Source organism: Methanobrevibacter sp. (assembly GCF_036307625.1).
In the GTDB taxonomy this organism is placed as follows: domain Archaea; phylum Methanobacteriota; class Methanobacteria; order Methanobacteriales; family Methanobacteriaceae; genus Methanocatella.
The window spans coordinates 1-12,175 of sequence record NZ_JAXJXF010000017.1; the positions used below are offsets into that span (position 1 = coordinate 1).

The 12,175-nt window shown below is 34.1% G+C and carries 9 protein-coding genes; 2 read left to right on the top strand and 7 right to left on the bottom strand.

The genetic code is table 11. From position 1 onward, the window contains the following. Window positions 1-264: 264 nt before the first annotated feature. Both UIB65_RS00745 and UIB65_RS00750 read right to left on the bottom strand, forming a co-directional pair. Window positions 265-774, bottom strand: coding sequence for a flavodoxin (locus tag UIB65_RS00745; RefSeq protein ID WP_330039253.1), 510 nt, complete (start codon window positions 772-774; stop codon window positions 265-267). Between the two features lie 242 nt (window positions 775-1,016). Next, entirely contained in the window at window positions 1,017-2,240 is a 1,224-nt protein-coding gene (locus tag UIB65_RS00750; protein ID WP_330039245.1) for an FprA family A-type flavoprotein, read from the bottom strand. A gap of 87 nt (window positions 2,241-2,327) precedes the next feature. On the opposite strand from UIB65_RS00750, the gene UIB65_RS00755 reads away from it, so the two are divergent. Next, window positions 2,328-2,993, top strand: coding sequence for a histidinol phosphate phosphatase domain-containing protein (locus UIB65_RS00755; protein WP_330039246.1), 666 nt, complete (start codon window positions 2,328-2,330; stop codon window positions 2,991-2,993). Between the two features lie 162 nt (window positions 2,994-3,155). Further along, entirely contained in the window at window positions 3,156-6,035 is a 2,880-nt protein-coding gene (locus UIB65_RS00760; RefSeq protein ID WP_330039247.1) for an Ig-like domain repeat protein, read from the top strand. 137 nt (window positions 6,036-6,172) lie between these two features. Here the strand turns inward: UIB65_RS00760 and UIB65_RS00765 are convergent, their stop codons facing one another. From UIB65_RS00765 to metG, 5 genes are read right to left on the bottom strand one after another with little or no spacing between them, the layout of a single operon-like run. Then, window positions 6,173-6,841, bottom strand: a complete 669-nt coding sequence (locus UIB65_RS00765) for a 2,5-diamino-6-(ribosylamino)-4(3H)-pyrimidinone 5'-phosphate reductase (RefSeq protein WP_330039248.1) — start codon at window positions 6,839-6,841, stop codon at window positions 6,173-6,175. A gap of 8 nt (window positions 6,842-6,849) precedes the next feature. Further along, complete coding sequence (locus UIB65_RS00770) at window positions 6,850-7,863, bottom strand: glycosyltransferase 4 family protein (protein WP_330039249.1); 1,014 nt, start codon at window positions 7,861-7,863, stop codon at window positions 6,850-6,852. Between the two features lie 36 nt (window positions 7,864-7,899). Next, complete coding sequence (locus tag UIB65_RS00775) at window positions 7,900-8,370, bottom strand: hypothetical protein (protein WP_330039250.1); 471 nt, start codon at window positions 8,368-8,370, stop codon at window positions 7,900-7,902. A gap of 7 nt (window positions 8,371-8,377) precedes the next feature. Further along, window positions 8,378-9,955: a DUF530 domain-containing protein gene (locus tag UIB65_RS00780; RefSeq protein ID WP_330039251.1), complete on the bottom strand. Its 1,578-nt coding sequence runs from the start codon at window positions 9,953-9,955 to the stop codon at window positions 8,378-8,380. A gap of 12 nt (window positions 9,956-9,967) precedes the next feature. Next, window positions 9,968-11,959 (bottom strand): methionine--tRNA ligase, encoded by a 1,992-nt coding sequence (metG, locus tag UIB65_RS00785; protein WP_330039252.1) that lies wholly within the window; start codon window positions 11,957-11,959, stop codon window positions 9,968-9,970. Window positions 11,960-12,175: the final 216 nt, after the last annotated feature.

A 12,175-nucleotide genomic window follows, 5' to 3' on the forward strand; every position in this document is an offset into this window, starting at 1 on the left:
ATAAATAATAAACTTTAATAAAAAAAATTACATGAAATTAAATGAAATTAAATTTAAAAATTAATATCCTTATTTTAAAAAAAATGTATACAAAAATCATAATTCTAACAGATATATAAAAAAAATTTACAAAACAAAAATAAAAATTGAAACTTATAAAATACATATATCCTTAAATTATAATTAAAACAGTATAAAAAACCATATAAAATGTGAACAACAAAAAAATTTGGAATAATTAAGAAAAAATGAAAAAAAGGAAAGTTATTCCTCAATCCAGGATGCAACAGTATCTTTTACATCATAGACGTTTGCACCAGGAATAGAAAGACCGTTTTTAATTTCAGCGCCCCCACACAATTTTGCAATATCCTTTAGGCTGGAACCGAAACCTGACCCTTCATGAGTGACAAACGGCTTAACGATTTTTCCGGCAAAATCAAGCTCTTCCAACTGTGTAAACATAGGCATAGGAAGTGTTCCCCACCAGTTCGGAAATCCAATGTAAATTGTATCATAACCTGAAATATCTGTTAATGTCTCTTTGATTTCAGGTCTTGCATCAGCTTGCTGTTCCTTTTTGGCAACATCAATACATTTCATATAGTCTGCAGGATATTCATTTGCAGGTTCAACCTTAAACAAGTCAGCACCGTCCAATTCCTTGATGTATTCGGCAACCACTTCAGTGTTTCCCTTTTCAATGTTTTTCAGCTCACCACCGAAATAGTTCTCTCCGCTTCTTGAAAAATAAATTACTAAACTTGACATGATATAACCTCTTGTAATTATATTGATGAAGATGATATTTAAATGTTGTTAATAACAACAATTATCTCAATAATCTAAATTCAAAAAACATTACATGGGTTAAACATGGCCAATATAATCAACATCATATATATTGCAACACCAAACAATCACATTGAATAAAGAATAAATGACATAGATAAAAAAAAAACTTGAAAAAGTATTATTAAAAAAAGATAAAATAAAAAAAAGAGAATAGTTAAAAACTATTCTTTAATGGAACGAGCAAGTTCTGCACCTTTTTCGAATGCTTCTGCTAAAACATCTTCATCAGGTACAAACAAAACGTCCAATGTGTCAGTTACATTAAATCCTGCTTCTTCCAGATCTCTTTGGAGTTTTGCGATAGCTCCTCCTCCCCATCCTTTGGATGAAAAGATTAAAGCACTTTTCTCGCTACCGGTTCCTTTGAAGTTTACACAGTCCAACCAGTACATCATATTACCGATTCTTGGGAACGGCTTGTTCATCATTGTAGGGGCACCCAGAGCAATAGCTTTGGAGTCAAGAATGTCTGTAATTACATCATCAGGACCATCTTCCTGCATGAAGTACATTTCTACTTCAACGCCTTCGCTCATGATACCTTCAGCAATTTGGAAAGCGAGTTTTTCAGTTGAATGGTGCATTGTATCATAGATTACAGTGATTTTATCTTTGCATACACCTGATCCCCATTCTGTGTATTTTTCAACGATTGGTGCAGGATTAGTCCAGATTTGACCGTGACAAGGTGCAATCATTTTGATTTGTTCTAAAAGACCATTGTCAGTGATTTCCTGTAATTTCATTCTAAGCATTGGAGAGCCTAAGGTTACAAGGTTAGCATAATATTTTTGTGCTTCTTTTAATAAGTAATCCAATGAGTAGTCTTTGTCAAATCTTTTGGAGTGGCATACATGCTGTCCGAATGCATCGTTTGAGAATAATATTCCTTCTTCAGCCAAAAATGTAAACATGCTGTCCGGCCAGTGAAGCATTGGAGCTGAGACGAATTTTAAGGTTCTTCCACCAATATCGATTTCATCACCTGTGGCTACAGCATTAATTTCTAAATCACCAAAATTGTGATATTGTGCTTCCAAAAAGTTAATACAGTTTTGTGATGCATATATTTCTGCATCCGGATTGTATTCTGCAATTGTTTGTCTTAAGAAAGTTGAGTGGTCCATTTCAGAGTGGTTTTGAACAAATACATCAATTTTAAATTCTTTGCCTTCCTGTTCAAAAGCGTCCTTTACTCTTGCATCGAATTGTTCAAACATTCCTTTGTAAACATTATCGATCAATACAGTCTTTTCTTCACCGAATACCAAATACGCATTGTATGTGGTTCCAGGAATTCCATATCCGTGGAAAGTTCTACTGTTCCAGTGAATAACACCTACCCAGTAAACACCATCTGCCATTTTTACAGCTTTTGCCTTCATTTTTATACCTCAAAATAATTTAAGTTATATAAGTATATATTAAACGTATTATATAAAATATTATATTTAAGATTAAGAGGTCATATTTTGAACAAAAGAATAGATTTACATATGCACAGTTTATTTAGTGACGGCGAATTACTGCCTTCCGAACTTGCAAGAAGAGCTTTAAAATTAAATCATGAAGCAATAGCGATTACAGACCATGTTGATTGGTCAAATGTTGATACAATTCCTGCCATTCAGGATGCAATTGATGACATCAATTCCAACTGGGACATTACTGTCGTTTTAGGTGCCGAAGTAACCCATGCCCCTTGCGAATCAATTGATGGAATAGCTGCAAGGGCAAAGGAATTGGGTGCAAAAATTGTAGTTGTTCACGGTGAAACATTGAATGAACCGGTGACACCTGGAACCAACAGAGCGGCTGTTGAATCCGAACATGTGGACATATTGGGCCATCCTGGATTAATAACCGTTGAAGAGGCGGAAATTGCTAAGGAAAATAATATTTATCTTGAAATTTCAGCACGTAAGGGACATTGTCTTGGAAACGGCCATGTTGCAAATGTTGCCCGTGAAGTTGGAAACAAATTACTGGTTGATACTGATACTCACGCACCAAGCGATTTGATTACATTCGATAAATCATATGAAATTGCCTTAGGTGCAGGATTAACTGATGAGGAAGCTAAAAAAGCACTCATTGACAATCCCCGTGAACTTTTAAAAAGCAAAGGAATTTTTTGAACCATCAACCCCAATAAGTGAAAACCAAAACAAAAATTATTACACCAAATCACCATTTTTTTAATTTTCTTTTTTTATAATCCAAAATGAATAGTTCATAAGTGTTAAATAACATTTAAAACATAAATATATATCGTTTGTAAAAAATTTTGGTGTAACTATATGGAAAATAAAAAAATATTTATGATTATTTGTTTTATCATTTGTTTATTCACTATCACAAGCGTTTGTGCCAGTGACACTAACCAGACCTCAATTTCAAATGATGAAATCAATCAACAATTAAGTTTATGTGATGCAGATACATTATCTGCACCCGCAGATGACGTTAACTCAGATAATTCTATTAAAAAATCATCTGAATATAACAATACATTAAATTTAAATGACAATGAGGAAAAGTTTAGAGAAAATAAGGAAAACACAGTAATAGTTGTATCCGATTTGACTACTGATTATCAAAAAGGAGACAATATGATAGTAACCTTAAACGACAAACAAAACCAACCGATCCGTGGGGCTGTTTTGACTGTTGCATTGAACGGGAATAAAAATTATACTACCAATTCCCATGGCCAAATTACCGTACATACAAAGGATTTAAACGCAACAACATATGATGTTAGCATAAATTTCGCAGGTAATGAAAACTATGCCCCATCAAGTGCTTCAGCAAAAATTACAGTGAACAAAATAGATTCCATATTAAAATACAATGAGAACCTTATTTTAGACTGCGACAGTACTGCTACCATGACCATTGGTGTTGAAGGAGCCACTGGCATTACAGCTAAAATTGGAAATTTAGATGTTGAAGTCCATGGATTTACAATTTTAATTCCTAAACTAGACGTAGGCACTCATAATCTATATGTTACAACAATTCCAGACAATAATCATAATCAGATAACTAAAACAACAACAATAACCGTTGATAAGGCAGAATGTTCAATCAGTGTTGAAAACATCACAGTAGATTATGGTTCTCCAAGTATAACCGTATCATCATATGGAGCTACTAAACTCATTGCTAAAATTGACGATAAGGCAGTTATCGTTAACGGAAACGATATTTTTATTTCAAATTTGGATGCTGGAATTCATACATTATCAGTAACTGCAATTCCGGATAATAACCACAAATCAGTGACTAAAACTGCTACACTAACAGTTACCAAAGTCGATTCTTCAATAAGCATTGCCAATTTAACTTTAGATTATGGCAGCGAGTACAATATTACCGTAAGTTCTGTTGGAGTTACTGAATTTACAGCAAAAATTGACGGCAGACAGATGCCTATAACTGGAAACATAATTACAATTCCTAAACTCAATGTTGGAAACCATACATTAACTGTAACAACCTCACCAGATAAAAATCATAATTCCGTAACAAAAACCGCCACAATAACAGTTATAAAAAGCGATTACCTAAGAGACATCAATGATATTACATTAACATATGGCAGTTCTTCCAACATCGTAGTAAACTCCGCTGGAAATGTCAAATTCACAGCAATGATTGATGATAAACCTGTTACTGTACAAGATAATATAATAATAATTCCTAAACTCAATGTGGGAACCCATATATTGACAGTTTCCACAATTAAGAATGATAATCATAATGGCGTGACAAAAACTGCTAAAATAACTGTTAACAAAGCTAAAACAAACCTAGTTACCTCTGATTTAAATGCAACTGTTGGTCAAAAAATAAATTTGACTGTTGGAATGGGCATCAACAGTGCGGAGTTAGTTAATGAGGGAATAGTTGTTTTTTATGAAAGTAACACTAAAATTGGACAAGCAAATGTTAATAGAGGCATTGCAAGATTGACTTACTTCCCATTTAAAGCCGGCGTTTATTCCATTGTTGCAGTTTTCGAGGCAACATCAAAATATGAATCATCAAGTTCAACATTCAAATTAACAGTTTTAGAAAAATCCAATTCCATACAAATTAATAATGATTCAATAATCATCATTCCATCTTTCGATGGTTCTTCCGATGAGGTAACTGTTGAAATTAAAATACCTAGTGATGCTACAGGCACCATTACATTAACAGTCATTGGTAAGGAGTACAAATCCAATATTGAAAATGGAACATGCAGAATCAAGTTACCTAATCTAAAAGATGGTGTTTATTTATATACAATCACCTATTCCGGTGACGACCAATATCAACCGTTCAATGATGCAGGCAATTTCAATGTAACAGAATCTAGTGAAACTCCTGAAGATAATGACGGCAATTCTACAATCGAGATTGATTTTCCTAACATGAATGGACTTAGAAGTGATTGTACATTTAAAATGCAATTGCCTAGTGATGCAACCGGAAATATTATCCTAACAATAAATGGCAATTCATACAGCTATCCTGTTGTAAATGGAGTGGCTATGGTCAAGATACCTAATTCAAGTGAGGGTTACAAATATACAGTAACCTACTCAGGAGACAATAAATATTCATCATTTACAAGAGAAGGAACCTTGGATAAAGCTAAATTTGATCCGGCAATTATCGCAAATAATGTTAATGTTATATATTCATCAGGTTCATATTACAGCATTAAAGTTTATGGAACTGATGGCAAACTTGCAAACGATGCAACCGTCAAAATAACAGGTAAAATATCACAAACACTAAAAACTAAAAACGGCATTGCCAAATTTAAAATAACACAAGTTCCAGGAACATACAAAATAAAAATTACTGCATTAGGTAAAACCGTAACAAAAACAATTACTGTCAAACACTTAGTAACACTTAAAACAGTTGTTGTTAAAAAATCTGCTAAAAAACTAGTATTACAAGCAACTTTAGGCAAAGTCAATGGAAAATACCTTAATAAAAAAACTGTGACTTTTAAATTTAACGGAAAAACATATAACGCAAAAACCAATGCAAAAGGCGTTGCAAAAGTAACAATCAAATCAAGTGTTCTCAAAAAACTTAATGTAGGCAAAAAAGTAACCTATCAAGCGACATACAGTAAAGACTCCGTTAAAAAGACTGTGAAAATCAATAAGTAGAAATGTTTTATGAGTGTTTTTGGAATTGAATTAATTCAATCTCAAAAGCACAATAATCTCTTTTTATATATTTAAAATTAACCATAACAGATTTTAACTTTAATTTTTACATTATACCATATGAAAATAAGTTAAAGTTATTTAATAACTTTATAAGTCAAAATCAAATCTTTATCCAAACTATAAGAATCAGTTAACTCTAATTTTGTAGCCAAATCCATCAATGGATAACCTTCACCATCAAACAATGTTTTTGCATTTGCACCTCCAACAACCATAGGCGCAACACATAATCTTATTTCATCAATAAGGCCTGCCTTAATCATAGAGAAGTTTAATGTGGCTCCACCTTCTAGCATTAATTTATTTATTCCTTCTTCATGCAGATAATTCATCAATGCAACCAAGTCCACTCTCTTGTCGCCGCTCCAAAAAAAGTCAATACCCCGTTTGGAAAATGAATCATACCTGTCTGAAACCAGAAAGTCATATTTATATTCATTGGATCCGGCAATGATTGTTCTTGCGTCCTTGTTTGTAATTCTTGCAGCTATCGGAGTCCTGCATTTGCTGTCAACCACCACTCTGACGGGATTGTCATCGGGATTGGCGTCAATCTTGTGAACTGTAAGTCTCGGGTCGTCTGCCAAAACAGTTCCAATTCCAACCATTATTGCATCACATTCCTTTCTGAGTTCATGGACCCTTTCAAGGTCCTTTTCACCAGATATATTTGAGCTTCCGGTTTCTGTTGCAATTTTACCATCCAATGTCATAGCCGCACTTAATATTACATAAGGTTTCATTATATCACCTAAATATGATAGAACATCTCTTTGATTTGTAAAAAGTTCATTAAAGTTTTGCTTTCAAGCGTTCCAGGCATTATCAATGCTACAATAATACCCAATATACCAAATACAATACCAATACCCCAGATTATTTTTACTGCATCCTTTTCAGCAATAGGGCGTCTTAATATTAATCTAATCAATGATTTGAAACCCGCATCAGGCCTTACCAATTTTCCGTCGTCATTAAGCTGAGTAGGTTTCTGTTGGGAACGGTTCATGACTCCTGCTGAGTAGAATTTTAATATAGCATCAATAATGTTCGGCATCAATACTATAAGTGCAATCAGTTTTACCCTACCAAGGAATGCTATACATACAATAGTCGCACCAATAATCAGTGTTCCTGTATCACCCGGGAAAATTTTAGCAGGGTATCTGTTGAAGTATAAAAATGCAAGCAATGCGCCCAGCATACTCATTGATATTATTGTTACATCATATTTTCCCAATAGAATACAGGCTATTGTAAGAGATGTCATTGAAATAACACCTAAACCGGATTCAATACCGTTTAAACCTGCAAGCATGTTTGTTAGATTGGACCCAATTGAAAGAGCTATGGGCATTGAAATCAAATATAATATACCTACATTAGGCGGTGCCGCCCACATCAGAGGAAGACCTGCAATGAAAAGCAAAAAGAATTTGGACCTTGATGAAAGTGCCAGCAAGTCATCCAAAATTCCAATCATTCCAACGAGCAATATTACCAGTAGAACAATCACTAATGTAAATGCAAGAATATCATGCATATATATTCCGGAAAACATCCCTATTACAAATCCGAATATTATTCCAAAACCACCCATTTCCGCTACAACAGGCTTCCATGATTTGTGAATGTCTTTTCCAACAATGTCAGCTTCTTCCAATTTTTGAATAATTTTCGGCATGAATAATCTGGTTACAGAAAAAGAAAGTAATCCGCAGATTATTGCTATCACATATAATGGCATTTGTGGTAGAACTGTCATACTTAATTATTTAATACTCATTATTAAAAAAAGTAATTATTTTTTATTTAAAATATAGTACACAGTCCTTAAAGGTATATTCAATTTTTCAGATATCTCTTTAGGTTTCAGACCATCCTCTTTCAAGGCCTTGACCTCAGAATAATCGTATTTTCTTTTATAATCATCAAATTTAACATTATCCTTGTTTTTTCTAAGCAAATAATAAACACGATTGAGCTTCATGTCTAACTTTTCAGATATTTCACGGGCATTCAATCCCTGTTTTGCCAAATCCAGAACTATCTTTTCTTCACCGTTTGTCTGGCTTTTCGCACCCCAGTTGTATTTCTTATTGACTTCAATGTCCAGCTGCTCCAAAGCGTCAATATAGTTTTTTGAAGTCCTCTCATATACACTTGGAGAACATGTGATTTCGCACAGGTTGGGATACTCATCAATCAAATCCATAATGAGCGATGAGGACAGCACTTCAGTTATATGAATTGTAGTTACATCTTCGTCCATATTATCACTATTTCTTAATCAAATCAAGGAACTTTTTGGATTTGTCGCTTTTCGGATTTTTGATATGATTTATATTTTTAATTTCCTTTTTGATTTTGGATTCATTAATGTTGAATGCATTGCTTATCTCTTCAAGCTCGATGTCAGAATTTTCATGTATCAGTCCGGCACCCAACGCTACATGGTTGAATTTGATATTTGAATTTTTAATCTGCTTTTCAAACTTGAATTTTTCATACAAAAGAAGGTCCATCTCATTAACAGAGATAATCTTGATATCTGTAAAATCATTTAGAGTTGAAATGACTTTAGGATAGGTAGTCTGGAAAACCTTACGTTGTTCACGATCAAGCTCTACACGAATGTAGGGAAAAGGACCGCTTTCAATTTTACGTGAGTTGTTTGAAGTTGTCAAATAATATCTGAACATATCCCACATTATCAGGGAGGATGCAATGTTTACAAATGTGCTTTTGTAGATATTGTCCCGGATTTTCAAATCACGCTTTAGAGATCTCACCATATTTCCAAAGTTATCCACAAAACCATAGCTGTTGAGCTTTTTTTGTACCATAGACTTTCTCCAGGCTTCGATTGCATCCACATCATACTTGTCGATGAAATCGGGAGTTTGATTTTCAAATTCGGAAATAACATCATCATAGATATTTATCCTTTTAAAATCAGACAGCCTTCTTTTTAAAATATCATCCTTGATATTCAATATTATATTCTCACAGTACCGAACATACGCTATGGCAAGAGCTGTTCTTGCATGCTTATCGTCAATTATTGCTGGTTTTGTTCTATGAAATCTGAGCGCTTCAATTCTAACACGGCTTCCGTAAATCCTTCTTACTTCTTCTTCATAATTGTTAACGTATTCGGAATCCAGTGTGATATTTTTGCGAACTAACCTATTATTGTCATCTTTAAATCGTATAACAAGAGAAATAGTTTTTACAACACCTTTACGTTCCTGCTTTAAAATATTCAATACCTTTTTAAGGGATTCTCTTCCATAATTGGAAAATTGACTCATAAGCACCATATAATTACCTGAAAGTGGCAGATATGGGATTATTTCCAGCCTGTGTGTCGCTTCCTTATTTATCTTGAATGTGAATGATTCACTTCCACAGCTGCATTTTGAATGGTTTCTTCTATATTCGTCCATCGAATATTTCTTGTAGCAAGAATCGCATTTGACATATCCAAATTGCCTAAGGTGTCCAATGGCAATTTTATGTGAATCAATAGCTGACTTGACCCTGTCGAGAATATTCTTTTTGGCATTGGCCTTCATTCTGAATATCTGATTATGGCGGCTATTTTCACCGACTTCATCAAGGGATACTTCAGCCACAGATTTGGTTCCATATCGGCTTAAGGATGTAAAGGGGGTTGTGTACCCTTGGGCATCCATATCATCCTTTAAGTCCTGTAAAAAGTTTAGTCTGTCATCTAGCTTAAAGTAAAGACTTTTGAAATTACCGAAACTGTCAATATTATCCAATATAATTGAATCATTGGATATTTCTTTCAGGTATTTCTCAGCTTTATTTACTAGGACAGATTCTTCCATACAAATCAAATTTTATTGAATTCTTTCACCGATTTCAGCATTTTCATCTGGAGACAATAGTGCACCACTTTCTCCAGTTGCTAAAATCATTCCTTCGGATAATGTTCCGAATAGTTTAGCAGGTTGCAAGTTAGCTACAACACAAACTTTTCTGTCAATCAATTCTTCAGGAGAGTAGAATTTTGCAAGTCCTGCAACAATTTGTCTAGGTTTTTCCTCTCCGATGTCCACCTGCAATTTTAACAATTTGTCGGATTTTTCAATTTTTTCCGCTTCTTTAACTTGACCTATTTTAATTACAACTTCATCAAAATCATCAATACTGATTAAATCACTCATATTTTCATCCTCGTTACTTTCTTTTAAATTTTCTTGTAATTTTGCTTTTTCAGCTTCAATTACATCATCATCAATCTTTTTAAATAAAGGTTTGGCCTTGTTTATTTCATATCCTGACGGTAAAAATACGCTTGCATCGTTCCAATTGGACAGATCATCAATATTCAATATTTTAGCGATAGCATCAGCTTTGGTTGGTAAATAAGGTTTAAGGGTGAAAGCCAATGTTTTAGCCAATTGATTGGATAAGTATAAACAGTTTGCAGCCTTTTGCATATCTTCCTTAACTGCTTTCCAAGGTTCCTGGTCGTTGAAATATTTGTTTCCTTTTTTGGCAACTTTAAATATTTCCAAAAGACCTTCCCTAAATTCAAATTGGGATATGTATTCCCCTGCAGTTTTAGGCAACTCTTCAATCGCCTTTTTAAATTCTTCATCCTCGCTGGAAGGATTTGCATATTCAGGAATCTTGTTGTCAAAATATTTACGGGTAAATGTAAATGTCCTATGCAGGAAGTTTCCGATAACGTCTGCAAGTTCATCGTTGTTTCTTCTTTGGAAATCATCCCATGAAAAGTCAGAGTCCTTATTCAACGGAGCATTTATTGTCAGATAGTATCTGAGCAAGTCAGGATCATAATCTTTTACAAAATCAGCTATCCATATAACCCAATTTTTACTTGTAGACATTTTCTCTCCTTCAAGAGACAGGAATTCACCGGCATAAATCATGTCAGGCAATTTGCATCCATATGCCTTTAGCAAACCCGGCCAGAATATAGAATGGTGATATATGATGTCCTTTCCAATGAAATGAACCACAAAGTCATTCCAATATTCCTCCCATTTAATGCCAGATTGCTTTGACCATTGTGATGCTGATGAGATATAACCCAAGAATGCTTCAATCCAAACGTACAATACTTTACCTTCGGCCTCATCCAACGGTACCGGAATACCCCAATCCATATCACGGGTCAAAATCCAGTCATTCAGTCCTTCTTTCAGCCAGTTGGATGCATAGTTTTTAACATTTGCAGGCAGGTTATCATTTGAAGATATATATTCCTTCAATTCATCTTCCAAATCAGACAGTTTGAACGCATATTGGAAGGTATCCTTAATTATTGGAGTTGTTCCGCAGGTAATGCAGTGAGGTTCATCAAGTTCAGTTGGATCAAGAGCCTTACCGCATTTTTCACAGTGGTCTCCTCTTGCTTCAGATCCGCAAACTGGACACAATCCTTCCACATACCTGTCAGGCAGGAACTTATTACAGTTCGGACAGTACAGCTGCTGAATGTCTTCCCTGTAAATGTATCCGTCATCATATAACTTCTTAAAGAAGTTTTGAGCCAAATCATAATGGGCTTTATCGGTTGTTCGTGTAAAATTATCCAAGGATATGTTCATTGATTCTACGTCACGAACAATCATGTCATGATATCTTTTAGAAATTTCAATCGGTTTTTTATTTTCCTTATCCGCTTTAACTGCAATTGGAGTTCCATGTTCGTCTGTAGCGCAGACCATCAATACGTCGTTTCCAATCATCCTATTGTATCTTGCATAGATATCTGCAGGCAAATAGGTAGAACGTATATGGCCCAAATGACATGGTCCATTTGCATAAGGAAGTGCACATGAAATAAAAATTTTAGTCATTTATCTTTTCCCCTTACTTATTTTAAACATTATATAATTATGTAATTACTATATAATAAAGTATTATTTTAACAGTGTGATAAAAAGAAAAAATTAGGCCATACTTTAATAATAATCAATATATAATATTTTCATTAAATTGAACTACCTCGACTTTGGAGAAGTCGAGGATTCTTACTTCACGGGCTGATACTCTCCCACGAGAGTAGGATTACC

Bases quoted from the DNA above. Each gene is read 5' to 3' on its own strand.
- UIB65_RS00750 (WP_330039245.1), bottom strand. From the start codon at position 2,240: ATGAAGGCAAAAGCTGTAAAAATGGCAGATGGTGTTTACTGGGTAGGT.
- UIB65_RS00760 (WP_330039247.1), top strand. From the start codon at position 3,156: ATGGAAAATAAAAAAATATTTATGATTATTTGTTTTATCATTTGTTTA.
- UIB65_RS00765 (WP_330039248.1), bottom strand. From the start codon at position 6,841: ATGAAACCTTATGTAATATTAAGTGCGGCTATGACATTGGATGGTAAA.
- UIB65_RS00770 (WP_330039249.1), bottom strand. From the start codon at position 7,863: ATGACAGTTCTACCACAAATGCCATTATATGTGATAGCAATAATCTGC.
- UIB65_RS00775 (WP_330039250.1), bottom strand. From the start codon at position 8,370: ATGGACGAAGATGTAACTACAATTCATATAACTGAAGTGCTGTCCTCA.
- UIB65_RS00780 (WP_330039251.1), bottom strand. From the start codon at position 9,955: ATGGAAGAATCTGTCCTAGTAAATAAAGCTGAGAAATACCTGAAAGAA.
- metG (WP_330039252.1), bottom strand. From the start codon at position 11,959: ATGACTAAAATTTTTATTTCATGTGCACTTCCTTATGCAAATGGACCA.